The 26,089-nt window shown below is 64.2% G+C and carries 31 protein-coding genes and 1 pseudogene; 23 read left to right on the forward strand and 9 right to left on the reverse strand.

Annotated features, from left to right (window positions below; translation table 11 throughout):
- Positions 1-422 precede the first annotated feature (422 nt).
- The 13 genes from EHH60_RS24980 to EHH60_RS25035 all read left to right on the forward strand — a co-directional run bounded on the left by EHH60_RS24980 (position 423) and on the right by EHH60_RS25035 (position 7,998).
- Entirely contained in the window at positions 423-1,655 is a 1,233-nt protein-coding gene (locus tag EHH60_RS24980) for a site-specific integrase (RefSeq protein ID WP_124162070.1), read from the forward strand.
- A gap of 67 nt (positions 1,656-1,722) precedes the next feature.
- Positions 1,723-2,169 (forward strand): hypothetical protein, encoded by a 447-nt coding sequence (locus EHH60_RS24985; RefSeq protein WP_124162071.1) that lies wholly within the window; start codon positions 1,723-1,725, stop codon positions 2,167-2,169.
- Positions 2,170-2,310: 141 nt separating this feature from the next.
- A complete protein-coding gene (locus EHH60_RS24990; protein ID WP_124162072.1) occupies positions 2,311-2,565 on the forward strand; it encodes a hypothetical protein in 255 nt (84 codons plus the stop codon).
- Positions 2,566-2,681: 116 nt separating this feature from the next.
- Complete coding sequence (locus tag EHH60_RS24995) at positions 2,682-3,620, forward strand: helix-turn-helix domain-containing protein (protein ID WP_124162073.1); 939 nt, start codon at positions 2,682-2,684, stop codon at positions 3,618-3,620.
- Positions 3,617-4,432, forward strand: coding sequence for a hypothetical protein (locus EHH60_RS25000; RefSeq protein ID WP_124162074.1), 816 nt, complete (start codon positions 3,617-3,619; stop codon positions 4,430-4,432). Before EHH60_RS24995 ends, EHH60_RS25000 begins: the two co-directional genes overlap by 4 nt.
- Positions 4,413-4,694, forward strand: a complete 282-nt coding sequence (locus tag EHH60_RS25005) for a hypothetical protein (RefSeq protein ID WP_124162075.1) — start codon at positions 4,413-4,415, stop codon at positions 4,692-4,694. The genes EHH60_RS25000 and EHH60_RS25005 overlap by 20 nt, the downstream gene beginning before the upstream one ends.
- Positions 4,691-4,969, forward strand: coding sequence for a hypothetical protein (locus EHH60_RS25010; RefSeq protein WP_124162076.1), 279 nt, complete (start codon positions 4,691-4,693; stop codon positions 4,967-4,969). The genes EHH60_RS25005 and EHH60_RS25010 overlap by 4 nt, the downstream gene beginning before the upstream one ends.
- Before the next feature lie 17 nt (positions 4,970-4,986).
- Positions 4,987-5,265, forward strand: coding sequence for a hypothetical protein (locus EHH60_RS25015; protein ID WP_124162077.1), 279 nt, complete (start codon positions 4,987-4,989; stop codon positions 5,263-5,265).
- A 28-nt stretch (positions 5,266-5,293) separates the two neighbouring features.
- Positions 5,294-5,947 carry a hypothetical protein gene (locus tag EHH60_RS25020; protein WP_245454580.1) on the forward strand — a complete coding sequence of 218 codons (654 nt, stop codon included), beginning with the start codon at positions 5,294-5,296 and terminating at the stop codon, positions 5,945-5,947.
- 100 nt (positions 5,948-6,047) lie between these two features.
- The gene (locus EHH60_RS37190) at positions 6,048-6,221 is read left to right on the forward strand and encodes a hypothetical protein (RefSeq protein WP_158626765.1); all 174 of its coding nucleotides are present in this window, start codon (positions 6,048-6,050) and stop codon (positions 6,219-6,221) included.
- A 67-nt stretch (positions 6,222-6,288) separates the two neighbouring features.
- Positions 6,289-7,305, forward strand: a complete 1,017-nt coding sequence (locus EHH60_RS25025; RefSeq protein ID WP_124162078.1) for a hypothetical protein — start codon at positions 6,289-6,291, stop codon at positions 7,303-7,305.
- Positions 7,302-7,775: a hypothetical protein gene (locus tag EHH60_RS25030; protein ID WP_124162079.1), complete on the forward strand. Its 474-nt coding sequence runs from the start codon at positions 7,302-7,304 to the stop codon at positions 7,773-7,775. Before EHH60_RS25025 ends, EHH60_RS25030 begins: the two co-directional genes overlap by 4 nt.
- The gene (locus tag EHH60_RS25035; protein WP_124162080.1) at positions 7,768-7,998 is read left to right on the forward strand and encodes a hypothetical protein; all 231 of its coding nucleotides are present in this window, start codon (positions 7,768-7,770) and stop codon (positions 7,996-7,998) included. The genes EHH60_RS25030 and EHH60_RS25035 overlap by 8 nt, the downstream gene beginning before the upstream one ends.
- A 54-nt stretch (positions 7,999-8,052) precedes the next feature.
- Here EHH60_RS25035 and EHH60_RS25040 read toward each other — a convergent pair whose 3' ends face one another.
- On the reverse strand, positions 8,053-8,502 hold the full coding sequence (locus EHH60_RS25040; protein ID WP_124162081.1) for a MaoC/PaaZ C-terminal domain-containing protein: 450 nt from the start codon (positions 8,500-8,502) through the stop codon (positions 8,053-8,055).
- 482 nt (positions 8,503-8,984) lie between these two features.
- On the opposite strand from EHH60_RS25040, the gene EHH60_RS25045 reads away from it, so the two are divergent.
- The 3 genes and pseudogenes from EHH60_RS25045 to EHH60_RS25055 form a co-directional block, all read left to right on the forward strand.
- On the forward strand, positions 8,985-9,389 hold the full coding sequence (locus EHH60_RS25045; RefSeq protein ID WP_124162082.1) for a P27 family phage terminase small subunit: 405 nt from the start codon (positions 8,985-8,987) through the stop codon (positions 9,387-9,389).
- Positions 9,382-9,759, forward strand: a complete 378-nt coding sequence (locus tag EHH60_RS25050; protein ID WP_124162083.1) for a hypothetical protein — start codon at positions 9,382-9,384, stop codon at positions 9,757-9,759. Before EHH60_RS25045 ends, EHH60_RS25050 begins: the two co-directional genes overlap by 8 nt.
- 340 nt (positions 9,760-10,099) lie before the next feature.
- Positions 10,100-10,516 (forward strand): annotated as a pseudogene (locus tag EHH60_RS25055) (helix-turn-helix domain-containing protein); the annotation flags it as partial.
- 44 nt (positions 10,517-10,560) lie between these two features.
- Here EHH60_RS25055 and EHH60_RS25060 read toward each other — a convergent pair.
- Positions 10,561-10,743 carry a hypothetical protein gene (locus EHH60_RS25060; protein ID WP_027575685.1) on the reverse strand — a complete coding sequence of 61 codons (183 nt, stop codon included), beginning with the start codon at positions 10,741-10,743 and terminating at the stop codon, positions 10,561-10,563.
- Positions 10,744-11,101: 358 nt separating this feature from the next.
- On the opposite strand from EHH60_RS25060, the gene EHH60_RS25065 reads away from it, so the two are divergent.
- Complete coding sequence (locus EHH60_RS25065; RefSeq protein WP_124162084.1) at positions 11,102-11,488, forward strand: hypothetical protein; 387 nt, start codon at positions 11,102-11,104, stop codon at positions 11,486-11,488.
- Between the two features lie 56 nt (positions 11,489-11,544).
- Positions 11,545-12,066 carry a hypothetical protein gene (locus EHH60_RS25070; RefSeq protein ID WP_124162085.1) on the forward strand — a complete coding sequence of 174 codons (522 nt, stop codon included), beginning with the start codon at positions 11,545-11,547 and terminating at the stop codon, positions 12,064-12,066.
- A gap of 169 nt (positions 12,067-12,235) precedes the next feature.
- On the opposite strand, the gene EHH60_RS25075 is transcribed toward EHH60_RS25070, so the two are convergent.
- From EHH60_RS25075 to EHH60_RS25085, 3 genes are all read right to left on the reverse strand, one after another.
- Complete coding sequence (locus EHH60_RS25075) at positions 12,236-13,423, reverse strand: pyridoxal-phosphate-dependent aminotransferase family protein (RefSeq protein WP_124162086.1); 1,188 nt, start codon at positions 13,421-13,423, stop codon at positions 12,236-12,238.
- Between the two features lie 102 nt (positions 13,424-13,525).
- Positions 13,526-14,251: a thermonuclease family protein gene (locus EHH60_RS25080; protein WP_124162087.1), complete on the reverse strand. Its 726-nt coding sequence runs from the start codon at positions 14,249-14,251 to the stop codon at positions 13,526-13,528.
- A gap of 260 nt (positions 14,252-14,511) precedes the next feature.
- Positions 14,512-16,242, reverse strand: a complete 1,731-nt coding sequence (locus EHH60_RS25085) for a hypothetical protein (RefSeq protein ID WP_124162088.1) — start codon at positions 16,240-16,242, stop codon at positions 14,512-14,514.
- A 420-nt stretch (positions 16,243-16,662) separates the two neighbouring features.
- On the opposite strand from EHH60_RS25085, the gene EHH60_RS25090 reads away from it, so the two are divergent.
- The gene (locus tag EHH60_RS25090; protein ID WP_124162089.1) at positions 16,663-17,511 is read left to right on the forward strand and encodes a caspase family protein; all 849 of its coding nucleotides are present in this window, start codon (positions 16,663-16,665) and stop codon (positions 17,509-17,511) included.
- A 159-nt stretch (positions 17,512-17,670) separates the two neighbouring features.
- On the opposite strand, the gene EHH60_RS25095 is transcribed toward EHH60_RS25090, so the two are convergent.
- Entirely contained in the window at positions 17,671-18,564 is an 894-nt protein-coding gene (locus tag EHH60_RS25095) for an efflux RND transporter periplasmic adaptor subunit (RefSeq protein WP_199751972.1), read from the reverse strand.
- A 286-nt stretch (positions 18,565-18,850) separates the two neighbouring features.
- On the opposite strand from EHH60_RS25095, the gene EHH60_RS25100 reads away from it, so the two are divergent.
- From EHH60_RS25100 to EHH60_RS38590, 3 genes are all read left to right on the forward strand, one after another.
- Positions 18,851-19,462, forward strand: coding sequence for a PAS domain-containing protein (locus EHH60_RS25100; protein WP_124162091.1), 612 nt, complete (start codon positions 18,851-18,853; stop codon positions 19,460-19,462).
- Positions 19,463-19,761: 299 nt separating this feature from the next.
- The gene (locus EHH60_RS37200) at positions 19,762-19,938 is read left to right on the forward strand and encodes a hypothetical protein (protein ID WP_158626767.1); all 177 of its coding nucleotides are present in this window, start codon (positions 19,762-19,764) and stop codon (positions 19,936-19,938) included.
- A gap of 111 nt (positions 19,939-20,049) precedes the next feature.
- On the forward strand, positions 20,050-20,172 hold the full coding sequence (locus EHH60_RS38590) for a hypothetical protein (RefSeq protein WP_283811846.1): 123 nt from the start codon (positions 20,050-20,052) through the stop codon (positions 20,170-20,172).
- A gap of 30 nt (positions 20,173-20,202) precedes the next feature.
- Here the strand turns inward: EHH60_RS38590 and EHH60_RS25105 are convergent, their stop codons facing one another.
- A complete protein-coding gene (locus tag EHH60_RS25105) occupies positions 20,203-20,574 on the reverse strand; it encodes a hypothetical protein (protein WP_124162092.1) in 372 nt (123 codons plus the stop codon).
- Between the two features lie 191 nt (positions 20,575-20,765).
- Complete coding sequence (locus tag EHH60_RS25110; protein ID WP_245454582.1) at positions 20,766-21,815, reverse strand: GlxA family transcriptional regulator; 1,050 nt, start codon at positions 21,813-21,815, stop codon at positions 20,766-20,768.
- 139 nt (positions 21,816-21,954) lie between these two features.
- On the opposite strand from EHH60_RS25110, the gene EHH60_RS25115 reads away from it, so the two are divergent.
- Entirely contained in the window at positions 21,955-23,001 is a 1,047-nt protein-coding gene (locus EHH60_RS25115) for a class I SAM-dependent methyltransferase (RefSeq protein ID WP_124162094.1), read from the forward strand.
- Between the two features lie 335 nt (positions 23,002-23,336).
- Here EHH60_RS25115 and EHH60_RS25120 read toward each other — a convergent pair whose 3' ends face one another.
- Positions 23,337-26,000 carry a bifunctional diguanylate cyclase/phosphodiesterase gene (locus EHH60_RS25120; RefSeq protein ID WP_124162095.1) on the reverse strand — a complete coding sequence of 888 codons (2,664 nt, stop codon included), beginning with the start codon at positions 25,998-26,000 and terminating at the stop codon, positions 23,337-23,339.
- Positions 26,001-26,089 lie beyond the last annotated feature (89 nt).

A 26,089-nucleotide genomic window follows, 5' to 3' on the forward strand; every position in this document is an offset into this window, starting at 1 on the left:
GCCGACGGGCAATGGCAGGTGTGCTTCTTCAACGTGCCGATCGGCATCATCGACCAGAAAACATCGACGCTGCGGCGCTGCGCTAGCGCAGCGCCGCAGCAGACCGAACCATGAACGACTGTTACCTTTCCATCCGGTCTGTTTTGTTACCCATCCATCCGCTGGACATCGCCGCGAAGCGGCGAGACGGGTGAGGGGTCTCTTTCCTCACGAACAATCTTGCAAGAGGAGAGACACCCCTCATCCGGCGCTTCGCGCCACCTTCTCCCACAAGGGGAAAAATTGAGCCCCATAGACCCCCACGGAGCCCCATAGAGAATTTCTAACTCCTTGTTATCGCTCATCTATGCCCCATACTCTGACGCAGAGCCCCGAGCGGGGAAACACACAGTTTAGGGACATTTCGGCGGATACGAGGACACATGGCACGCAGCATCTATTCTGAAAAACTGAAGAACCGAACCAACCGGCTCAAGCTCCCACCGAAACGCAAACCATACAAGGTTCTGATCGCGCCGGGCATCTTTCTGGCCTACCGGCGCAATGCAGGTCGCCGCGTTGAAGGCGACGACAGACGTCGCGACGCGCCGGGCACATGGTCGGTCGAGTGCCAATGGTTGAAGCGCTTCGCGCTCGCCGACGATTACGAGGACGCCAACGGCACCAGCGTGATGAGCTATCATCAGGCCATGGCGCGCGCGCTGAAGCTGGCGCGCGGCAGCGATGCCGACAGCGACAAGCCTGTCACGGTCGCCGAGGCCATCGATGCCTATGCGACCGATCTCGCGGCGCGCGGCGGTGCCAAGTACAACGCGACATCGGTCCGCAACCACATGACATCGGCGATGCTGTCCAAGGTGGTGATGCTGCTGACCGAGACCGAGCTGCGCGACTGGCGCAACGGGCTGATCGCCAAGGGCCTCAAGGTTTCGTCCGCCAACCGCATCGGCAAATCGCTCAAGGCCGCGCTTGCGCTGGCTGCCAAGCGCGACCGCAAGCGCATCACAAACGTCGGGGCATGGAAGGAAGGCCTGAAGCCGCTCAAGGCCAAGGGCACCAACGCCCCGCCGCGTGACAACTACTATCTGCCGGACGCTACCATTCTCGCTATCGTGCGCGAGTGCTACGTCGAGGACGCCGAGTTCGGCGCGATGATCGAGACGCTGGCGGGGACTGGGGTGCGCGAGTCGCAGGCGTTGAAGCTCTGGCCTGATGATCTACAGGACGACGACCCCGAAGCGCCGCGCCTGATGATGTGGTGCTCCGCCAAGGGCCGGGACCGCGATCCCGAACAGCGCGCGCTGCCGATCACGCCGAAGCTGGCGCAGATGCTGCGGGCGCGGGCGATTGCACGCAAGTCAAACCGTCTGCTGTTCGACCGCATCTGGAATATGTCGGCCCGTTTCCGCATCGTGCTGGAGCGTCTCGGTCTCGATCTGACGCTGACCCCGTACACGCTGCGGCATTCATCGATCATCCGGCAAATCCGCAGGGGCACCCATCTGCGCATCATCGCCTTCAACCACGATACGTCCGTGCAGGAGATCGAACGCACCTATGCGCGATACCTTAATCCGGTGGCCGAAGACGCGCGCAAGGGACTGCTCGCCGACGACGTCCCGGTGCTGGACAACGTCGTCAGACTGGCCCGATAATGACGTCGGGCCGGTGGTGCTCTCAACACCCCGGCCCGACTGACCTCTCACCCGATGGATCGCAGCCATGGGTAAGATCGACGACCCGTATACACCAGAGCAGCGCGCCCTGCTGAAAAAGTTCGTGCGCAACTTCACGCCAGAGGAGCGGGCCGCGCTCAGGATCAAGCGCATCGATCTCAAGCCACCTCTTTCGGCTAAAGTCCGCAAAACGAGTCTTGTGCCTAAATCGACTGGCGCATCTGCGCCGGTTCAAAACCGCGCACGCAGAGACGGCAAGCAGAAGAAGAAGAAGACGCGGGCGCCGAAAAAGGAAGGGCCGAAGGAACGCCGTGTCAATGCGATTGCGCGCGACCTCTGGCCGCCCAGCGGTAAGCCCCCGGCAAAGCTCCTGAATGTCGAGATCGTCAAAAAGGTCGGTGACGTCTACCAGCGGCGACACGACGGGCAAACGGTAGACCGCACTACCATCCTCCGAAGCCAGACCATCGGTCGCCTGCGCCCGCCGCGCTGATAGTGCTGGTGTGGATTTTGTGGATGCACAAATCCGCAGTCGGATAGGTCCGCTGGCTATTTTGTGGATGCACAAATCCACACTCGCATTTTTTCGGTGTCGCTCCATGCTTCTCCGCGTCATCAGACGGGAGCCCACGCAATGGCCACGCTATCGAAGGCAGAGAACGCCGCCGCACTGAGGAAAGCCGGCATTCAGCGCAAGTCGTTTTCACGAGCCGAGCTGTGCGCGCGCAACGACATCTCACCGGAGTTCTACAAAAAACTGCAACGTCTCGGACTAGGTCCGCGCGAGACCCAGATACTCGACCGCTTCGTGATCACCGTCGAGGACGAGGCGGCATGGTTGCAGAAGCTCCAGAAGAATGCCGCCAGCAAGACGAAGGCGGAGGCCTAACGAGCGACCGCCCCGGAAAGGGGGCAACCGGGGCGGTGCATTCACTCTCTGTCGCTGATCGTCATCTATGCCTTGGCTGGCGAAGGTGACGGTAGCGCGAAGCCGAGAGGCACGCAATGCCGGACGCCGAAGCCAAGCAGCCCCGCACCTTCCTAGAGCGCGACGACTGGCTGCGCGCGGTCCTAGCGTCCGATTTGCCGCACGCGGCTGTACGGGTCGCGCTGGCCATTGGAGCCCATCTCCATGTGAAGTCCGGCCGCTGCGACCCATCCGTCGACGACATCAAAGCCTCCAGCAACGTCCCGAAGCGTTCCGTCTATCGTCAGATCGCGCTGCTGGAGCAAGCGGGTTGGATCACGCCTCAGCGCGGCGGCCGAGGACCGGGCCAGCGCAATCAATACATCCTGTCTTACCCTGTCAGCTTTGACACCCTTAAGGGTGTCAAAGCTGTGGCAGGGTTATACCCCGCTTACCCTGTCTCCAGTGACACTCTCAAGGGTGCCAGAAAGGGCACTTTAGGGTGCCATACGGTGGCAGCACATAAAGAGCGACAAGCGAAGAAAGAGAGAGAGGGAAGATATATATCTCAGCCGCCCCTCGATGTTGTTGCTCCGCTGAGTTCCGGTGACGACGCGCGGTCGAAGCCGGATCAAAAGCACGCACAAAAAGCCAGTGATGATGCTGATAATAGTAGCATCAGCGATGCCGCCGCCGCCTTCGCCGAATTCTGGGCCCTCTATCCGCTAAAGGTCGGCAAGCTCGACGCCGAGAAGGCCTACCTCGCCAAAGCCAAGGCCGGGACCGCCACCGCCATCATGAACGCTGGAGCCGCGCGCTACGCCGCCGAGCGCTCCGGGCAGGACCCGAAGTTCACGAAGCATCCAGCGAAGTGGATCAAGGGCGAATGCTGGAACGACGAACCGTCCAGCACGGGCGCGGTCACCCTCGACAACAGCGGCACCGGCAACGTCGTCGCCGAAGCTGATCAGGAGCAAAGCGTCGATGACTATCTGACGCAGCTCGTCGGCCCTCACAAAAACTGGTACGGCACATGACCGCGCTGATTCAATTTCCCCGCAACGCGGTCGCGCTCCGCGAAATGCAGACGCAAGGCCACGCGCTGATCGGTTCGACGCTGCGTGCATTGGCTTCGCCGTTCGAAGTGGCTGGCCGTTGCAGCGAGGAGCTGCGCGAGCTGCGGCTCACCAGCGCCGCCCAACTACGTCGCGGCAATCTCGCGGACGCCAAGGTAAATCACGCCCGGATGCTGAGACGCGCCGCCGCCGTCAATGCCGCGCACACCGCGCTCTGGACGGTCGCGCATCCGCACATGGTGGCGACGCCCGTCGTCACGGTCCATATCGCGCACATGATGCTTTCGGTGCTGTTGCGCTCGGTTGGGAAGGTTAAGAACGTCGAGACCGAAGCGCTGCTCGCAGAGTGCATCGGGATGTTTGATCCGACATCCGACGTCGTCGGCAAGGCGACCGGCATGTGGGTGCCAATCAGCAAGCATCCGGTGATCCTCGCGCTCGCGGTGCGCAAGTTGATCTACGGGTCGGTGTTCACGTCGGCCGAGGAATTCCGCAAAGCGATGCTGGCGGCGCGAGGCACGATCCTGCATCTCGTCAGCGACACCGAGAGCTGGAGTGGACTGCTTCGCAATTGCGACCGCTGCGTCTTCGAACATGATCGCGTCGCGTGGGACGCAGCTTACGCGCGGGTCGGAGCCGACGTGGCGCGCGTGATGCAGGACTCCGACGAAGAAGGTTACGAGGATGACGACGGCGAGTACGTGCCGCCGTCGCCGCGCTGGGCGGCGCTGCAAGCGATGATTGGGGCCGGCAATGAACCGCCATCCCGTTGACCAGCTCGCCGATGTCCGCGCCGAGATCAAGTTGCTCCGCGAGCGCGAGCAGCAACTGCGCGCGGAGATACTTCGGACGGGCGACATGATCGGCGACGACAACGAGGCGACGCTCACCGAGATGGCGACCGAGCGCGTCGATCTGGAGCTGATGAAGCAGGAGCTGGGAATGATCACGGTGCGCCCGTACTTGCGCAAGCAGATGGTGGCCCGGCTACAGCTCAGGCCCGCGAGCAAGCCACGGACCGGGAGGATAACATGACCTATGACCCCGCGTTCGAGCAGCGAGTCTACGTCGCCATCGGTGCCGCGATCAGGCAAGCCTCCATGATCGGCGACGATGTCGCGGCAGTGCGGGTCGCCGAAACCACGCGAGCCCCGAGATCATCCTGCAAGCGAGTAACGGTGGCCTCCTCGGCACTCTCCGGGGCCATCGCTATCGTCATGCCGAGCGCCGCCGACCAAATCAAACGGGCCCGGCGCAATCCCAAGCTCGCCGAGTTCGTGCGGCGCACGCGGACGATGGGACGGGCTTAAACCGAGGGATACGATCAATGGCGAGCTATCACGTTTGGGGTCGCAAGCGCACCGAAAGCCGCGTCATGATCAACATCATCGTTGATGCTCACGGGCAGCCGGCACCGCAGATCGCGCGGCGCATCGTCGGCCCTGACTACGTCTTGCACGGGGTCGCTCGTCTGATTCCGCACCCGGTGCCCGATGCGATGAAGAATCGGCCGCTCTCGATTGACGAGCTATTCGTGGCGGTGCCGGCGCTGAACCCGCGCCGACCGGATGTCGAAGGGCTGAAACCCGAAAGGCGCGGCGGGTGATCCGTGTCGAGCATGGCGGAGCCCAAGAATGGGTAAGCGTTCGAACTTTGAGCGTCGGGAGGCGGACTTCTACGCGACACCGCGCGCAGCCGTGGTCCCGCTCATCCCGTATTTGCGCGGCATCCGGACTTTTGCCGAGCCTTGCGATGGCGACGGCGATCTGGTCCGGCATCTGGAGTCTTTCGGGTTGCGCTGCGTCTATGCCGGTGACATCCGCACCGGGCGGGATGCGCTGGCGTTCGATCAGTATGGCAATGCCGATGCGATCATCACCAACCCGCCCTATACGCGCGAAGTGATGCACCGGATGATCACCCACTTCTCGCGCATCGCACCGACGTGGCTATTGCTCGAATCCGATTGGGCGCAGACCAAACAGGCCGCGCCGTTCATCCCATACTGCTCGGATATCGTTGCTATCGGGCGTGTCAAATGGATCGCGGGATCGAAGCATACCGGCAAGGAGAATTTTGGATGGTGCAAGTTCGATGCGGCGCACCGGAGCGGGCCCGCCTTTCATGGGCGAGGTAACGGCGCTTTGATGCCAGAGCAGCGCAGGACGTGCGAGCAGTGCGGTAAGGCCTACACACCCCATCGCTCCACGTCGCGGTTTTGCTCCGGAGCTTGCAGGACGCGCGCCTGCCGCGAACGCCTTAGCGTTACATCTAGCGTTACAGCCTGACATGCTCCGCCGTCCGCCATTGTCGCCACCATCGTCCGCATCGAAGCGGCAGCGGCGGCGCGAGCGGCGACGGCTGGCGCAGCGACGCTATCGACAGAACGTGGCGGATCATGCCGTCATTGTGCCCGTGAAGGTCGGTCCCTCGTTGCTGGACTATCTGGTGCGCGTCGTCCGCTGGCTCGACGAGGCCGATGCCAAGGATGCGCGCAAGATCGGCGAGGCCATCACGCGAGGACTGATGGAAGCGGCGGAAGCAGACGCGGCGAAGCGGTGAGGAATCCAAAAAAAAATCCGTGATCCTACTTCACAGGCTGCCCGGAAGCCGTGCCATCTTGCCGGGCATGAGCAACGCCAGACCAATTCCGCTCCGGCCCGATCCCAACGCCGTCGCACGCGAATGGCGAGCGTCGTTCATCGACGATGCGACCGTCACCGTGCTGTCGCGGATGCGCAAGACCGGCGCCGACGAAGTCCGTCTGGAGTTGCGCGCTCCTGTCGAGCCGCTGAAGCAAGGTGACGTTCCGGGCGACAGCGTTGCCGCATTGATGCTGCTGGCACCGCAGAGTGCCGCCGCCAAACTGTTCGGCCTCGCCGTCAACGTTGATCTCGCCGGCATTTCCAGCTTCTCGTTTCCGCTGCCGTCGAACTTCACGGAAGCGAAATTCGTCGCCGAAGGCGCGCCGATCAGTGTCGGCATGGGCGCGTTCGCCGGGATGCTGTTGGGGCCCGTGCGCAAGGTCGCTCTGATCGGCGCGCTGACGGGCGAGCTGGAAAACCTGTCGGCTCCCGTCGCCAGCGTCATCATCGGCCACGTTCTCAAGGTCGCGGTCGATAAGGGGCTCGCCAAGGTGCTGTTCAGCGCCGACGCGGCCACCGAAGCCGCGCCCGCCGGGCTGCTTTACGGCGTCACGCCCCTCACCGCTGGCGCGTCGATGTCGGAGGATGTTGCGGCACTGGTCGCGGCGATTACTGCGGCCGGGGTCGATGCCGAGAGCGTCGTGTTCGTCATGGCCGCCGAGCAGGCTGTCGCGGTCCGGCTCGCGGCTGGCCCGCTGTTCTCCTATCGCGTGATTGGTGCGCCGATTGCGCCCGGCACCATCATTGCCATCGCGACGGATGGCCTCGCTGTTGCGGGCGACGGAATCCCGGTCGTCGATGTGAGCAAGAACGCGGTGCTCCACATGAGCGACACGCCGACCGACATCGGGCTGCCCGCTGTAGCACCCGACCCGAACGTGATCGCGACGCCGGCTGTGAGCATGTTTCAGATCGATGCATTCGCGCTTCGCTGCATCGCTCGCGTGACGTGGAGTGCGGCACCCGGCGCGGTTCAAGTTGTCAACGGCACGGTGTGGTGATTGTGATGGATGAACGAGCCCAAGCAATCCTCGATGATGCCCGCGAGACTCTGGCGCGTATCGCCGACGTCAAGGTCGAGCGCCGCGTTCATCGCGACGACGGCTTTTCGACTGACTGGGCGCGCGGTATGCCGCCGAAGCCAGCGCCGCCGACCATGGCCGAGGTCGAGGCGAAGATCGCTGATGAACTCGATAAGCGGGCGACCGAGCTACAGACCTTCGTGAGGCGCGCAATCACCACCGCGAAGGCAGAGCACCAAGCCGAGCACGAGGGACTATGGCTCGATGTCTTCGGAGCGGCGATTGCTGAGGAGCGCAAACGTCGCCGGGCCGAAGTCGGAGATGAGATCGAGAAGCTCCGCGCTGAACTGGCCGAGCTGCGCGCCGATCTGACCATTGCCAAGGCTGCTGCTGATGATCGCGGCGCGGTCGTCGAGGTACCGCAGTTTCTGGAGCGCCGCCGTGCGTGATGATGACGACGAACTGGCCCGCGCGCTCGCCCAAGACTTGAGCGAAAGAGCCACGATCAACGTCCTGCGCGATGACGCCGCCGAGTTGGTCGAGCTGCTCGCGGAATCTGCACCGTTGCCGCCGTTCGGCTCCGCCAGCGCGATGACGACCTACCGGCGGCTGATGTCGGAGCATCAGCGCTGCTGCCGCTTGCAGGCTCGCTTGCGCGCGCTGCTCGGTTAGGACGACATCCTGAAGTTCGGGCCTTTGATCTCTGGGCGAGAATTTCACGAACCATTAGCTGTTGGGTCGCCTTGCAACGAGACCGCTGCCGATACATTGCAGCACCGTGTCGCCATTTTGGTTGTGCAAGCGAAACTGACCGCGAACAATCCCACTGTCGGGCCGCGACTTCGACTCGCGCTTTTCCAGCGTGGTCGCTTCGAGATAGAGGTCGTCGCCGGGTCGCACTGCATGGGGCAGCCGCAGCTCGTCATAACCCAGCCCGGCAACGGCACGAACCCGAGGCTGCAATTCATTGCTCAGGAAGATGAAGATCGCGAAGGTGTGGGCAGCAGACGCCGACAGCCCGCCAAAAACGGAGCGAGCCGCCGCCGCCTCATCAATGTGGAAGGGCCTTGGGTCGAACTGCTTGGCGAACTGAATGATCTCGTCCTTGGTGACGGAATACGGGCCAGCCTTCTGGCCGTCACCGATCTCAACGTCTTCAAAATACCCGCTGCTCATTGGTAAGCCCCTCCGCTGCAAATCTGGCTTTGAGCCAGCAAACTGCCAGAGATATGCGCAGCGCCAGCGGCGTGGCTGATCGCCATAAAGCGCCGCCCATCAAGAGCTTACTCGCGCCGAAGGCGAGTTCAATAGGAAGCCCGCCCGTGCTTTGTCTCAACCTCGGCCTTGCGGGACGTCCGGCGACTGGGAAAACGCCTGTGGGCGGCTGGTAGAGGCCTTCTGAATGAAAGGGGCCGGGGGGCGGGGTCGCAAAAAGGAGGCGACAGCACATTCCATCGCGGCGGCGCTCGAAAAAGTTCCATCGGACCAACTACAGTTTGTGGTTCGGAACTTATCGGCAAGGAGCTCAGCGCTGCTAGGGGAAAATTGTGCTACAAACGCCTGAAACCTGCTTCGCTTACCACGTTACCGCAGCGCAACCGGTAGTTTTGTTCCTCATCATGACATTGTAACCATGAGGAACCGACGGGGAGCCCGCCATGCCTCGCATCAGCTCGACCGCCCTCGACTTCGCCCCGGTGGCGGCGAGGCTGCGCCCGCCCGACGATCTCACGGGCGAGGCCCGCAAGCTGTTCGTCCAGATCGTGCTGGAGGCCCGGCCCGACTTCTTCGAGCCCACCGACGTGCATCTTTTGGCCCGCTACGCGCGGGCGCTGCTCGCCGAACAGGAAGCCGACGAACGGCTGCGCGAGAATCCCATAGTTGACCTGAAGCCGAGCCCGTGGCTGGCGATCTGGCAAGCCCGTGATCGCACCGTGCGCTCGCTGGCCCGCATGCTGAAGCTCAACCCGGCCGGGCGCCACGCCAAGCCGGTCACCGCCGAGCGCGACTACATCGTGCCCAATGAGTACGACCGCATGGCGCTGGAGAAGCGCAATGGCTAGAGCCGATCTCAGCGAGGCCGACCGCGACGCGCTCAAGCGCGCGCTCAATGCCGCCCGCCGCGAGAGCCCGGCCCGCGCCAAGCAGATCGATGCGATGCTGCGGGACTCTTCGCGCTCGTGGGACGAGGTTGCCAAGTTCGCAGCCAGTTGCGTCCAGACCGGCAATCTCGGTCTGATGCCGTGGCAACCGCCGCCGTGCCAGATCGCGAACATCGAGGCCGCGCTCGCCGCCAGCGACGACGAACCCCGGCGCGGCCGGAACGCTGCCGCCACGTTGTTGCAGCAGATGCTCGATGCCGGTGTCAGCAGGTTCGAACCCGATCCCATGGCCGCGCTCGCCGAGGCTGAGCATCAATCGCTGACATCCTGATCCGGCGCGCGAATGCGACCGCGCCGAAACCGAACGACGCGAGGCGGGCTAACTTCGGCTTCAGCGAGATCGCCATCCGATGGCCGGAGGCAGTTTAGCGCCTGACGCGCGAAGCATTCCGCCTGCTTGTTTCCGGTCTTCTGAATCTCTTCGATGGCCCAGACCAACATCTGAACCGCGCCGCCAGAGTCTTCTTGGTTCATCGGCATGCCCGCTATTCGAGCCCCGGATTATATTTGATGGTATACCTCTGGTGGAGCCGGCTCGGTTCAAAAGTGTACCATGAACACGCGCGGCGTCCAGCGAAGATGAGCACGTCTGGCAATGACTATCTCCGCGCGAGAAGCAGCTTCTAAGGCGCATTGCGGCGGGCAAAACGGATGCTGACATAGCAGCAAAATTTGGAGGTGGTGTGAAGCGTGTCGCTGAACAGCGCGCCCGGTTGCTGCAAAAACTAGGAGTGAGCGATCCTGTCGAGATCGCCGACGCCGCCGAGCGGTTGGCGAGCTGGCGCAATATAGGGGCGTTACATAACCCGATGCCGATCTCGCTGTCGGATTCCGAAATGGCCGCCGTGATGGATGCCGCCGCTCCCATCGACCGCCGCGCCCGCGATGCCTTCCTGCGCGAGGTGTTCGGCGAGCTGGCCAAGCACGAGGTGATCGGCCCCGGCATCATCGGCCGCGTTGTGCGTGACATCCAGCGCCGGCACCTCGCGCCGCGCACCGGGCACAACGTGGTCGGCAAGTGGGACTGATGCGAATAAAACGGGCGGCACGAATGCCGCCCGCCATGTTCAGTTTACGCAGAACGCTTAGACGCCGCGACCTGCTTGCTGCCGACGTGGTCCTTCTCCGTTAGAATCTCGCTGACCCGCCCCGCATTAATGCGGTAGTCGGCAGCGATCTCGTGCTGAAGCTGGCCACTCCAATAACGCAACCAAACATCCACAGCTTCGTCGAACGTAAACTTGGTCTTTCTCAAATTAGAGGTCCTTTGTGTTGGACCCCTTGACCGGACTCATACGTTCAGTATTACTGAACTTATAAGAGACGGCCAAAAGGCCGCACGGGAGTGAACATCATGAAAGCCGGGCATCCGTGGCAGGCGTGACCCGGTTTTTTCATCACCAGACGAATCAAGCTCGCCTGACCCCGCCAACCTACAAGAGATTCGCGCTCCACGGTGAGTCCGCGCGCAAGATGGCGCAGTTATTCGACCAATCCACAACCGATTGACTCGGCGCGAATCAACTCGCGCACGGCAGCGAGGGCTTTCATAAACTCGCGCTGATTGGCACGGGCCCGTATATGCTGCGGCTTTCCATCACGAGGTGATTCGCATGGCTGACGAGGCAGACAAAGGCCGTCCGGTACAAGTCACGAGTCCCAGTTACCGAAGCGACAAAACGGACGATCTGCGCATTCGCAAGGATGATGCGCAGCGACTGGTCGCGCGTTACTTGCGCGAGAAGATGAACCCCGGCGATGCCAATGATCTCGCCAACCGGATCGTTGATGGCATAGTGGCCGCACAAAAGACCGCAAGCCGCCCGGCGCTTCGAGGCTGGCGCATGATCCCTGAGCACCCACCCGAAGACGTGCTCTCGCAACTCTCCTCGTCGATCAGGGCTATCCGTCCAACCGACGACGTGCGCTCGATGTGCTCGGCTGCATGGAAGGCCGTCTATAGGCACGCGACCGCATTGCCGGACGACATCGTCACGTAGCTCATGGCCCGTGCCGCACGGCACGAGAAGCGCGAAGTTTCGAAGACTGAACCGCGATGATCCTTTCCAGAACTGATCTCAAGAAAGAGCTGCTCGGTGCGCTATGGCAAGGGGCTTTGATCGCCGCTCTGTTTTGGTTTCGCAGCGAGTTCGAGCCGCACATTGGCCAGACGGCGACGAGCTGGGCTCTCAACATCCTGCTATTGCTTTACCTGTTCTCGCTGATCCGCGTCGCTGGCGGCTGTTATGACATCGTCAGTTGGGAGCGCAACGAACGCAAACTGAAGCAAGAGGATGAACGGGAATTGGCTGCGCTGGAAAGCGGGCGAGAGCGCGAGCAGGCCGAGTACGATGCATTCCTCAAATGGGCGAAGCTGAACCCGAAAGCCGTTGATCGCCTGCTAGCCATCGTCGAGCACGAGCAGATTGATGACCCCGAACATTTGACGTGGCTACGGGAGCGTCGGGAGACCGAAGGTCCGAACGCATTGACGGACCTTCCGCGCCTGTTCGAGTGGCTTAGGGCCCGCCGCGAGTTGCAGAAATTCGGCATCGAACCGCCGCTGCCGCCGCACTAAAATCTGGGGACGCGCCGGAACCGGCTGCAAGGGACGCAGGACGGACGCGAATTCGGGTTTCTCCAGCCACTTCAAGCGGGTAGATAGAACCTCATTCTCCCACAAGGGGAGAAGGAAGAAAGAAGCCTTGCGCTTGTCCGGGACGACAGCCGTGATTGTGGCCCGCGTCCTACACCGCCACCTCGTCCCCGAGATACGACACCGCCGCTTCCAGCCCGCCCTTGCCGTGCGGGATCTTCAGTGCGTTGAGGCCGACCTCGATCACCCCTAGCGTACCCAGCAGCATCGGCGCGTTGACATGGCCCATATGGGCGATGCGGAAGGCCTGGCCGGAGAGGTCGCCGATGCCGGTGCCGAGCACCACGCCGCATTTGTCCTTGCAATAGCGCTGCAGCACGGCCGGATCGTGTCCGTTGCTCATGGTCACCGTGGTCACGGTGTTGGAGCGCTCGCTCGCCTCCGCGACGTTGAAGCCGAGCACCTGGCCTTCCGCCCAGAGCGAGACCGCGCGCCGCGCGGCTTCGCCGAGCAGGCTGTGGCGGCGGAAGGCGTTCTCCAGGCCTTCCTCGTGCAGCATGTCGATCGCCTTGCGCAAAGCGAACAACAGATGCACCGGCGCGGTGCCGGCATATTTGCGATAATTCTCGGTGCCCTCGCGCTCGCTCCAGCTCCAATAGGGTGTCGACATGCCCGCCTTCTTGTGCACCTCGAGTGCACGCGCATTGGCGGCGACGAAGCCGAGGCCGGGCGGGGTCATCAGGCCCTTTTGCGAGCCGGACATCGCGACGTCCACGCCCCATTTGTCCATCTCGAACGGCATGCAGCCGAGCGAGGCCACGGTGTCGACCATGTACAGCGCGGGATGGCCGCTCGCCTTGATCGCCTTGCCGATCGCCTCGATGTCGTTCTGCACGCCCGAGGCGGTGTCGACCTGGACCACGACGACGGCCTTGATGCTGTGCTCCTTGTCGCGGCGCAGCCGCTCCTCGACCTCGTGCGGCCGCACCGCGCGGCGCCAGTCGCCCTTGAGCACCTCGACCTCGGCGCCCATCAGCGCGGCAGCATTGCCCCAGCCGATCGCAAAGCGCCCGCTCTCCAGCACCAGCACCTTGTCGCCGCGCGACAGCACGTTGCTGAGCGCCGCTTCCCAGGCGCCGTGGCCGTTGGCGATGTAGATGTAGGATTTGCCCTTGGTCGCGAACAGTTTCGAGATGTCGCCGAGCAGGCTCTCGGTCAGGTCGAGCATCTCTTTCGAGTAGATGTCGATCGCCGGACGATGCATCGCCCGCAGCACCTCGTCGGGCATCGTGGTGGGCCCGGGGATGGCCAGAAATTCCCGGCCCGCGCGAACGGTCATTGCTCTTGGTCCTTGTTGCTGGAGCACAGGTTGATGGGTCGCTGAGTCACACTCTTACGCGCTGCTGGAAGCCAAGAAAAGCACGCAAAATGCAGAGCTGGGTTATCGCTTGGTCTCGCGGCAGCCGGCAGCTTCGGCCTCTTCCACCGAGCAGAACCAGCGGGTGCCCTTGCTGATCTTCATCTTGATCTGGGTGTACCAGCGGCTGGTCGGCTGGTGGAAGATGCACTCGCCGGCGCTGTTAACGTTGCCCTTGATCGTGCAGTCCGGGGACGGCGCCACCGGCCCCGAGGCCGAGGCGAGCAGCACCGCATGCGCGCCGTCGGGTGGCTTGGTCGCGCCGAGGATGTTGGTCTTCTTGTTGCGGACGCGCCAGTCCCAGGGCGCGATGAAGGCGCCCTGCCACATTCCGGCCTTGGCCTCGCGCGCGGCCTTTTCATCCGCTTCATAGTCGTGCGACATGCGGGTGTAGGCCAGGGCCCAGCCGTTGCGCACCAGCCATTTCTGGATGTCCTCGCCGCCGACCTCGCAGCGCGCCACCGTGCGGCCGCGCCGGTCGATAGACCTCGTGTGGCAAGCCCAGCTTTTGCCCTCGGTGTATTTGGCAAGCTCGTCGCGAGCGGCGACGCCGCAGGTCCAGCGCTCGGTCTTGGTGTTGAGGCAGAGCTGGTCGACCGCGGGCGCGTCGATGCCGCCGAGACGAATCCGCGTGTTGCCGATCACGACGGCATCGCCGGCGCGCACTTTTGCGACGCCGGTGATGTCGGCGGCCTCGGCCAGCGAAGGGAGAGCGAACAAGGACAGCGCAATCAGGACTTTTCGCAACATGCCGATCCGGGTGTTCAGGAAAACGTCGATAAGCCGCGCGATTGTGGTCGGCTTTTGTCCGCCGGGCCAGCATGCCGAGCAGATTGGCTTTCAACTTCCTGTCATTCGCTCTCGTGTCCCGGACGCGGCGCGGCGTGCAACGCCGCTCCGCAGAGCCGGGACCCGGAGATTCAAGGGCACGTCTCGCGGTGGCATGGGCCCCGGCTCTGCAGCGCACCGCCGAGGAGGCGCTGGGCTGCGTCCGGGGCACGAGAGTGTCTCTATCCTCGGCCTGCCATCGCCCGCTTCGCCACCGCCAGTCCCATCAACACGAACGCCGACGTCACCTCGGGACCGCCCACCAGAATCCGCGTCGGCGTCTTCATCTTGTTCCATTCATAGGCGCGGAACGGGCCGCGGCGGCCGCCTTCGCCCAGGCTTGCGATGATGACGTTCAAGGCCGGCGCAAAGGCTCGCGGGTCGGCGCCGAGATGGCCGAGCGCGATCAGTGCCAGCGCGGCGTCGAACACGTTCATCTCGGCCGCCATCAGCTCGCCCTTGACGTAGGACAGCACGCGGTGGCGGATGAAATCGAAATCGCCGTCGGGATCGATCGCGGCCTGCGCCGCCAGCGGCAGTGCCAGGAAGGCGGCATAGCAGCGGCCGAAATAGGCGCTGTAGAGCTCCGGCAGGTAATAGATGTGCGAGCGCGGATTGGCGAAGGCGCCGCTGGCCGCCAGACGCTTCTGGAAGCCGATGATCCGATGCACGGTCGCGAGCCGCGCCGGCGTCTCGAGGATTTTCCAGCGCGCCAGGTTGCGGAAGCTGACCTCGAGAATGTCGAGATTGAGCGTCGGATCGAGATCGTTGCCGTAGGGACGCTCGCCCGCGAGATTGTCGATCCAGGTCGCGACCCCGCCCTCATAGTCGATATTGTCGTTGAGCGGCACGGTCACGCGCGGCGCGTTGACGCCGGCGCGCACCTGATAGCCCGCGTAGAAATCCAGCAATGGCTGGTCGATGATCGGATCGGTGCAGCCGGCCTGCGTGGCCGCGGAGATCGAGCACGCCGTGGTGTCGCAATCCGGCACGTAGATGCCGAAGCCGAGATCCTGCTTGATCTGGGCGAAGAACCGGGAGAAGCGCGGATGCGGCGCCGGCGCGAGTGCGGTGACGACGTTGAACCGTGCGCCGTCGATGCCCTCGACCTCCTCGCGGCTGATGTTGACACAGAAATCGACCATGTCGGCGATCGCGCGCTCCGCCGCGATCTTGTCGGCGACCGAGGCGAGCCCGGTCTCGACGTAGCTCAGCAGCGCCTCGATGAAGAACGCATCGTAATAGGCCGAGCGGTGGCGGATCTGCACCGGCTCCCACATCGGCTCGGCAATGCCTTTCCAGGGCGGATTGACCATGGCGCGCGCCGACGAGCGCGCGATGAAGACGCGGGCGAGGTTGAACAGCAGCGAGGAGTTCTTGTAGCCGCGCGCGTTGAGGCCCGTCAGGGCCATGATCAGCTCGCGTCCGCGGAAATCGGGATCGCCGATCAGGTTGAAGGCGGCATAGGTCGGCAGGAAGCCGTTTCGGCCATACGAGCCGAGCAGATGCTGTGCGCAGTCGCGGATCGCGCCGTCGATCTGCGCGCTTTGCGGCATGGCGGCGGTGAAGGGCGCCGGCGGCGGCTTGGGATGGTCGAGTGCGATGCTGTCGACGAGATCGGCGATCGGCCGCCCGACCGCCGCCCAGTCGGGCTCGACCTCGTCGCGGGCGTGGACGAGCGCCTCGCGCAGCTGGGTCAGCTTGGCCTCGTCGCGCAGCTCGGGCAGGCCGGCACGGCGGAGCAGGATCCGCAGCGCGGGATTGCCGAGCGCGGTCTTGTAGAATTTGGCCAGATGCAGATCGCCCCTGGCCGTGTCGGACAAGATGGGATCGCAGACGTCGTAAAGCGAGGGGCCGTCCTTCCGCGCCGTCAGCGCCCGGCAGGCGGCGCCGGCAAAATAATGAAAGCTCATGAAGTACCTGGTCGCGGGGGGCTCGTCGGGGCCGGCGAGCGCGCAGCCGTCCGCACACCACCCCCTGCAAGTCTTTGAAAAGGCTACCCGGATTCGCAGGAAAAACAAACGTGATGAGCGTCACAGAAAAAGCCGGCACGGGGCCTGCATGATCGGCCTCCGGAATGCTACGGGGGAGGCAAAAATGTAGCAATCTGGACCGGGGAATTAATTAATATCTTCAGTCACTTATCCCAAATTCCGAGCAATCTATTGCCGGAAGGCCTATATGCGGTTAAGGGTTTGTTTGGTGCGGCGCCGCAAATTGCGCGCAATTCGGGGGCACTCCCCCGGCCAATCCCTCAAACCTAAAGACGCTATCGCGCTACTCAAACAGTGTGCGCGCGCGTGGCTGGTCTTTGGCACAGGAAACGAACCGAGATGAATGTAAAGCAGCTCGACCTTTCCAGACGCACGATCGCCCTCGCCGCGGCCCTCATCGGCACGGTGTCGCTGGTGATCGGCGCCCATGCTGCTCTCAACATGCGTGCGATCGATGCCGCCAAGGCGGTCTCGACCGACCAGATCACCGGTTCGACGGGCCAGACCTCGCGCCTCGCGCTGGTCATCGGCAATGGACATTATCCCGACGCCAGCGCGCCGCTGACGCAGTCGATCAACGACGCCCGCGCGCTGTCCTCGTCGCTGCGCAAGAACGGCTTTGACGTCGACATGGTGGAGGACGCGACCAAGGACGACATGGTCCGCGCCGTCAACCGCCTGAAGTCCCGGATCAAGCACGACAGCGTCGTCATGCTGTTCTTCGGCGGCTTCGGCGTGCAGGCCGGCCGCGAGAGTTACATGCTGCCGGTCGATGCCGTGATCTGGAAGGAAAGCGATGTCCGCCGCCATGGCGTCTCCATCGAGGGCGTGCTCGAGATGATGAAGGAGCAGGGCGCCAAGGCCAAGCTCGTCGTGGTCGACGCCTCCCGCCGTAATCCCTACGAGCGCCGCTTCCGCTCCTACAGCCACGGCCTCGCGCCGATCAGCGCGTCGGACAACGCGCTGATCCTCACTTCGGCTTCGCCCGGCAAGGTCGTCGACGACGGCAAGGGCGAGCACAGCGTTCTGGTCAGCGAGTTCCTCAACAATCTCGGCAAGCAGGGCAGCGCCGAGAGCGTCTTCAACAAGACCCGCCTCGCCATCTCCCGCGCCAGCGAAGGCGACCAGGTCCCGACGGTTTCCTCCTCGCTGCTCGAAGACGTCCAGTTCGGCGAAGCCGGCGGCTAGTTTTTCTAGCGAAGTCCCGTGCCCCGGACGCGGCGCATCATGTAATGAGCCGGGGCCCGGGTCTCTCAGGCTGTCACTTCGCGATGAGATGGGTCCCGGCTCTGCGCAGCAGCGTTACACGCTGCAGCGCGTCCGGGACACCGGCCAAATCTTCGAGATCTACTTCGCGGCTTCCGCGCTCGCCATCACCGGGCGCACCGGATCGCCTTCGCGCAGCAGTGCGCCGGCGCGGGCGACGACGACGTCGCCTTCGTTGAGGCCGTCGCGGACCTCGATGTTGCCGGCCGACATCAAGCCGACCTCGACGCGCTTGGTCTCGACGCGGTTGCGGCGGATCACCTGCACCACGGTGCCCGCGGATGAATACTGCACGGCGGTCAGCGGCACCGCGACGTTGCAGCTCTGCCCGGTCTTGATCAGCGCGCGCCCGCTCGCGTTCAGGAGCAGACGCTTCTGCGAAGAGATGCCGATATAGACCATCCCCTGCTGGATGTTCGGCTCGACGGTCGCGCCGATGCGGCGCACCTTGCCGCTGATGTCGTCGGCGCCTGCGATCCACACGGTCGCCTGCTGATTGGCCGCGAGCTTGCGCACATCGGTGGTGGCGACGAGGCCGACGAGATCGTATTCGCTGCGCGCCACGATCGTGAACAGCGCCTCGCCCTTGGCCGAGGCGAAGTTGCCGATCTGCGCAGTCGATGTCGCGATCACGCCCGCCACCGGTGCGGTGACCTGAAGCGTGCCGCCTTCGGGCAGCGCCAGCCGCGCCAGCACCTGGCCGGCGGTGGTGGTATCGCCCGCTTCCGCCAGCACGTCCGTGACCTTCAGGCCGGGCCGCTCGGGCCGCACCGAGGTTTGCTCCCGCGCGACGATCGTGCCGGTCGCCTCGACGATATCCGAGAAGCAGGATTTCGCGACCTTCAGGACCGTGACCGCCGGCCCCTTGGGCGCGTCGTCATCGGCGGCTCCGGCCGGACAGGGGCTGAAGACGAGCAGGCCGGCGACGGCTGCGGGACACAGGCTTCGAACAACGGCACGAGGCAAATGACGCATCGGAAATTCCACAGGGGCTATGTCTCCAATCGATAGCAGATGGCCGCCGCCCGCACTATGGCCGCGTCGTCCCAAAACGGGATGGCGCGCCGCAGGCGGTCGCGGCAAGCCTTTGATTAGTCGCGGGATTGGCGAACAGGTTCGCTCCTCTGGGCTCCTTCGCCGTGGGCCGTCCGGCCTCCCGGGCGCGGCGGATCACGATCTTCTCATCTGCCAGAGCCACCTGTATGGAATTAGGATCAGGAACGATGCGGCGTTGCCGCCGTACAGCTCATGGTCGAACGGAATGCAGCAGTTCGTTTGCGAGCAGAATATCGTCCATTTCGAGCGGCTGCTCAATGAGACGAGCGACCCGACCGTCCAGAGTACCGTGCGCGCGCTGCTGGCATCGGCGAAGCGCCAGCTGGCGTTGCTGAACTCGGCTGCGTCCGGTGCCGATACGACGCCGTTCGAACAGCGCCGGCGGCAGCACATCGACCCCGCAACGATCCGGCGGCAATTCCAGCCGGAGTTCGATGGCTCGCCGCACCCCTACATGTTGCTGGACCCCGGCCCGGGCCTGTCGATCGTCGACATCAACGACGCCTATGCGGCGGCGACCTTCATCAGCCGGGCCGACGTGGTCGGCCGGTCCCTATTCGAGATATTTCCCGACAATCCCGACGATCCGCTCGCCGATGGCGTCAGCAATCTCTACGGCAGCTTGCGGATCGTCGGCGAGACGGGGCAGGCCCATGCCATGGCGGTCCAGCGCTACGACATCCGGGATCCCGACGGCTCCTTCGTGGAGCGTCATTGGCAGCCGATCAACTCGCCGATCCATGATACGGCGGGCCATCTGGTCTTCCTGCTGCACCACGTCGAAGACGTCACGGCGCAGGTTGCGGCGCGGCGTTAACCGTCAGCCGCGTCGATCACCCAGCAGCTTGCCGGAGGCCCGATCGATCAGGTGTAGCCGCGTGCAGGCCGGGCATGACACGGACACGTGTGTGCGATCAGAGGGCTCATCGGTAAGCCGGTGCTGCACGTTCAAGCCGGTCTGGGGGCATTTGAAGACAATCTGTCGATCCATGGCCGGAGATATGCCGCCAAGCCGGACCTTGCGAAATTACGGATGTTTACGTAGGTCGGCCGCGGTCTCTCACGACAGGTCCAATGCTGTAGTGAACCAATGCCGCGCGAACGCATTGAACCGGCATGCCCCGTGAAAACGATCTCGAAGGCAAGCCCGACATGGGCGGCAAGCATGGCCGTCAAGCCGGCCAGCCCAAGCTTCCGCCGCGCCCGCACGAGGGCGAGCGCGACGAGGACGTCGTGGCAAAGCGCCACACCGGCCAAACCGATCGCGCGCCGCCACCGACCAAACCAGAATAGCGCCTTGTCCGCCCGCGTGCTGCTGGACGGTCGTCGCGCCGGGGAACGGCGGCATCGCCACGCCGTTAGCATGGTGCGGCGGGCGTGAGAGATGGAAACGGAGGCTGGCTCGTGTGTTGGATCTACTGGAACACCGCCTGGTCGCTGATCATCAGCGGCATCATGGTCGCCACCATCGTCAGCCACCCCGACGCCGAATTCGCCGAAGTGCAGGCGTCCCGACGATCGATGTGAGCTTTCCGCTGCTGCTGGATTCGTCTCGGTTTAGGTCATGCTGCCGGGCATGAAGCAGCGGATCATGGGACGGCCGTTGACGTAATAAGGCCAGACCATGGTGCGCCCGGCGCGGTTGGGCGCGGTGATCACCGCGTCGTCGGGCACCTCGATCCAGTTGCCGAGGAGCCGCACCAGGTAATGTCCGTCCCGCGTCTGCCAGTCGACATCGGCCAGCGCAGTGCCGTCGGCGTCGGCACAGCAGGGAGCGCCGCCCTTGCTGCGCAGGCTCTCGAACCAGTCCTTGAGGGGGGAGTTTGCGTAGCGCCCGTCGTCGCGGGCTTCCGCGGGGAGGCCGATCACGGCAGCAACTGCCAGGAGAGCCGCGGGGAGAGGGATCATTCTGAAAGCCACGATCGCCATGTCACCTCGTTCGATCTCGCACGCGCGCATCAAGGCGCAGGCAGAATTCGCCTGAGATGCGCGTGATGCAATGTTGGCCGATACCCGCCGGCCGGAGTTCCCGGCCGTCTCAGCGAGGCGATAACCGCGGGGTCCGGGGTTTGATCCTATTTTCCAACCGGAGGGCAGAGAAGACGGGGGCGGAGCAGCCGCTATCCCCCGGCAGCCCGCCGCGGCCTGACCGGTTTGCCGGAGGTCGGGGGGCGCGATCCCGTCACGTAGTCGGGAAGCTGAAACTTGCGCCGGTAATCCTTGGGTGACACGCCGGCCTGCTTTCGAAACAAACGACGAAAGGACGCCACGTCCTCGTAGCCGACCTCGCGGCAGATGTCCTCGATGCCCGTTTCCGTCGTCTCGAGCAGTTGCTTGGCTTCCTCGATGCGCAGCGTCTGCACATAGGCGAGCGGCGAATAGCCGGTCGCTGCGCGAAAGCGGCGATCGAATGAGCGTTTCGGCAATCCGGAGTGATGCACCAGCGCCGCAATGAGGTCCTGCCGCTGATAGTTCTGTGCGATGTAGTCCTGGCATCGCGTGATCACGCCGTCGCCGTGATCCACGTTCTGCACCATCGAGGCGAACGGTAATTGTCCTTCGCGATGCCATTGGTAGAGAAACAGCTTCGAGATACGGATCGCCTCTTCCGTGCCGCCGTATTTCGCGACGATCAGCAGCGCGAGATCCTGCCAGGACGATGCGCCGCCTCCGCAGACGAGATTGTGTCCGGGGCCGTTCTGCACCAGGACGCGGTCCATGCGGAGCTTGACCTCCGGGAAATGCTTTCGAAACACCGGCTCGTAGACCCAGTGTGTGGTCGCCTCGTACCCGTCGAGCAAACCGGCTTCGGCGAGCACGAGCGACCCGCCGCAGGATCCGTACATCTGCGCGCCTGCCTCGTGCATCTGCCTGATCCATGCGATGAGCCGGCGATCGAGCACGGCGGTGCCCGTCTCTGTGGTGACGATCACATTCGGCACGAACACGATGTCGGTCGCTACGACGTGATCGGCGATGTCCTGCGGCATGATGCTGACGCCGGTGACCAACGTGATCGGGCCGGGCTCGGCGCCGATCAGCCGCGGCTCGAACAAGCCGTCCGGCGTGCCGCCTTTGACGCCGTCCCATATGCGCCCTGCGCCCCACAATGTGTCGAATACGCCGTAAATGATCGACGGATCGCATTCGGCAAACACCGGAATACTCACGCGTACACGTCCACGTGACATTCTGCAGCCTCTGGCTCGATTGGCTCGAAACTGACTATTCTGCCTCTGCATCCGCAAGTCCAGACCCCGTATGTCGCACCTCAACGGCGCATTGTCCGTGCCTTCGAAGGAGCAGGTCATGAACTTGGATGAGAGAAAGCTCGAGCAGTTGCTCGGACTCGTGGTCAACGAACTCGGCGCGGCCTCCAATGCGGCGCTCGTCGTGCTCGGCGACCGGCTGGGTCTATTCCGCGCGCTGGCGGAAAGCCCGATGACGTCAGCCCAACTGGCCGACCGAACCGGGACTCACGAGCGCTACGTTCGTGAATGGCTGTCGGCACAGGCGGCCTCGAGCTTCGTGAGCTACGATGCGACGAGCGATGCGTTCAGCATGACGCCGGAGCAGAGGGCGGTCTTCGCGGATGAAAACAGTCCGGTCGCGATGGTTGGCGGCTTCAGCCTGTTGCCGGCGGTCTATCACGACGAGCCGCGATTGGCCGAAGCGTTCAAAACCGGCAAGGGCCTGCGCTGGAGCGATCACTGCAATTGCATGTCCTGCGGCGTCGACCGCTTCTTCCGGCCCGGCTATCGCGCGCATCTGATCGCCGAATGGCTGCCTGCGCTGGGTGGCGTCGTCGAGAAGCTGGAGCGGGGTGCCAAGGTCGCGGACGTCGGCTGTGGCCACGGCTATTCGACAAGGCTCATGGCCGAAGCATTCCCGAACTCGGATTTCACCGGCATCGACTACGACGAGGCCTCGATCGACTGCGCACGCGCCGAAATCGCCGGCGTGCGCAATTTGCGATTCGAGGTCGCCAAGGCGCAGGATTTCGCCGGATCTGGCTTCGATCTCGTGACGATGTTCGATGCGCTGCACGACATGGGCGACCCCGTCGGCGCTGCCCGTCACATTCGTTCAGCGATGAAGGACGACGGCACGTTGATGCTGGTCGAACCGGCGGCGGGGGACAGCCTGGCTGACAATCTCAATTCGGTCGGGCGGGTCTATTACGCCGGCTCCACCCACATCTGCCTTCCGACGTCGCTGAGCCAGGACGTCGGTCTGGGACTAGGAGCGCAGGCCGGCGAAAAGCGTATCGCGCAGGTGTTGCGGCAGGGCGGCTTCTCGCAGATCGGCAAGGCGGCCGCGTCGCCCTTCAACATGATCCTGGAGGCGCGGCCATGAGGGCCGCGCACATCCTCGCGCGAGGCGCATCAGCGCGATGGCAGTCCAGCCGCACGCTGCGGATGCGAGGCGAGAACGGCCGTGATTGACATCGTCTCCCACCTCCTTCTCGCTCGTGCCTCGCTGGTGGCCGGCCTCTCCCGTCTGTCCTGGAGGCGGTTGGCTGCGCTCGGCCGCCGCAGGTGGCGCGCGTTCTGGACGGTCACGGCGGGGGCGTGAATGATGCCGGCGTGCGAGAGCGTTTTCGAGCGAAGTGGACGCCGGTTCGCGCCAAGAAAACGCGTCAAGACAGGAATCCAGAGCCCCGTTCCGATTCCGTCGGAACGGAAAAGGCTCTAGGCCGCCACCGCCTGCGCCGCCAGCAGCTGCTTCAGCTTCGCCGCGGGCACCGCAGGGCTGAACAGCCAGCCCTGCATCTGGCTGCATCCGAGCTGACGCAGCACCTCGCGCTGAGCCTCGGTCTCGACGCCTTCCGCCGTCGTCGCCATGCGGCGGGCGGCGGCCATGTGCACCACGGCCTGCACGATCGGCGATGAGTCCTCGGGCTCGCCGATGTCGCTGATGAAGCTGCGGTCGATCTTGATCTTGTCGAACGGGAAGCGGTGCAGATAGCTCAGCGAGGAATAGCCGGTGCCGAAATCGTCGAGCGCGATGCGCACGCCGAGCTCGCGCAGCTGCTGCAGGATCGTCAGCGCTTCCTCGTCGTCGCGGATCAGCACGGTTTCGGTGATCTCGAGCTCGAGCCGCCCCGGTGCGAGCCCCGACTCCGCGAGCGCGGCCGCAACCTTGAGCGCCAGTGTCCGCGAGCGGAACTGGACCGGGGAGACATTGACCGCGACGTGGATCTGGCCGGGCCATGAGGCGGCCTCGAGGCAGGCCTGCTTCAGCACCCATTCGCCGATCTCGCCGATCAGGCCGGTGTCTTCCGCAACGGGAATGAAGTCGGCGGGCGAGACCATGCCGCGCTCGGGGTGACGCCAGCGCAGCAGCGCCTCGCAGCCGGTGACCACATTGGCCGCGAGGTCGACCAGCGGTTGATAATGCACCTCGAACTCGCCGCGCCCGAGTGCCTGACGCAGATCGAGCTCGAGCTGCCGGCGCTGCCGTGCCTTGGCGTCGTATTCGGGTGCGAAGAGGCGAAAGGTGCGGCGCCCTTCCGACTTCGCCGCATACATCGCAAGATCGGCGCGCTTGAGCAGATCGTCGAGATTGTCGCCGTGATCGGGCGCGATGGCGATGCCGATGCTGACATCGGTCGGGATGTCCTGGCCCTTGCAGTTCACCGGCGCGCGCAACGCCCCGAGGATCGTTTCCGCCAGCGCCGTCAGTTCGCCGGCGTCGTTCGTTCCGGCCTTGACGATGGCGAACTCGTCGCCGCCGAGCCGCGCGACCATGTCGTTGCCGCTCACGCAGGCGCGCAGGCGGTTCGCCACCTGGCGCAGCAATTCGTCACCGACCTCGTGACCCAGCGAATCGTTGATGCCCTTGAACTCGTCGACGTCGATGTAGAGGATCGCGAACGGCTTGCCCTGGCCGAGCTCGGTGATGCGACGCTCCAGATGCCCGCGCAGCAGCACGCGGTTGGGAAGGTCGGTCAGCGCGTCGTAATGCGCCATATGGGCGATGCGCTCGTCGGCGCGGATGCGCTCGGTGACGTCGTCATGGGTGGCGAGCCAGCCGCCGGCGGCGGCGGGCTGGCTCTTGATCTCGATCAGGCGGCCCTCGGCGGTCTGGACGATGGTGCTCTGGGTCCGGCCTATATTGTTCAGGATGCCGTCGCAATAAGCCTCGACGTCGCCCTCGAACGAGCCGGTGTCCCGGCGATGCCGGATCACGTCGCGGAAATGAACGCCGGGCTTCACCACCTCGGCCGACAGCCCGTACATCTCGACGTAGCGCCGGTTGCAGACGATCAGGCGCTCGTCCTGATCGAACATCAGGAGCCCCTGCGTCATCGTGTTCATCGCGGTGTCAAGCCGCTGCTTCTCGAGCGAGAGCCGGTTCGTCATCTGGCGGAAGATCAGATAGAGCGTGAGCACCAGCAGGCCCATCGACAGCACGGCAATGGTGACGAAGAATTTCGTCTGCGTGCGCCAGGTCGCCAGCGTCGCATCCAGCGACCTGGTCGCCAGCACGACCAGCGGCTCGCCCGCGAGCAGGCGCGAGGCGACGATGCGGTCCTTGCCGTCGATCGGGCTTGCGAGCTGGGTTGTGACGAAGGTGCGCTCGAACACCGCCATCTGCTCCGGCGTGCCCTTGCGGAAATTCTGCCCGATCATCGCATCCACATGCGGAATGCGCGCGAGCAGCTGGCCGTTCTGGTGGTGCATCGCGATCGAGGATTCCTCGCCGAGCCCGGTCGAGGCGAAGAAGGATTCGAGCTGCTCCGGCGCGATCGCGCGCGAGACCAGTCCGAGGAATTCGCCATGCGGGCCGGAGACACGCCGCGCGAACACGATCGCCGGTCCGCTGCCGAGCCGTCCGGGCACGACATCCACCTCTTCCTGCGAGGCGGGATCGTTCTTGAGCCGGTCGAAATAGCCGCGGTCGGCGACCGAGATATCGGCGACCGGCCATTGCCGCGACGAGTTGATCAGCACGCCCCGGGAATCGAACAGATTGGCGCCGGCGACGTCGGACCAGCCGCTGGCCTTGGCACGCAGCACCTCGTGCACGGCGAGCGTGCCCATCTCGCTGCGGAAGATGTCAGCGGATTCGATGCCGTGGCTCTCGAGTTCGGCGATGATGCTCTTCTGGAGCACCGCAAAGTCCTCGAACTCGCGGTCGAAATGCCGGGCCAGCATGCGGACGGCATTTTCCAGGCTGTCGCGGCCGCTCTCGATCGCGTTCTGCCGGAAGCGGTCGACGGTGAGCGCGGTGCCGATGGCGGTCGCAAGCATCAGCACGAAGCCGCCGATGATCAGCCACGTCAGCGGCGCCCCGTGCCAACGGCGGAGCAACGCGCGCATCCGCGCGGTCCATCGGATCGATGCGCCCATCCAGCCCTCCCGTGGGATGCAAGATGCAGCAAAACCGACAAGACCCCGTTACCATTGAGGGTTAGGAAAATATGAATCGGAGCGGATTC

Origin of the sequence: Bradyrhizobium sp. RP6, from assembly GCF_003837805.1 — a bacterium.
GTDB lineage: Bacteria > Pseudomonadota > Alphaproteobacteria > Rhizobiales > Xanthobacteraceae > Bradyrhizobium.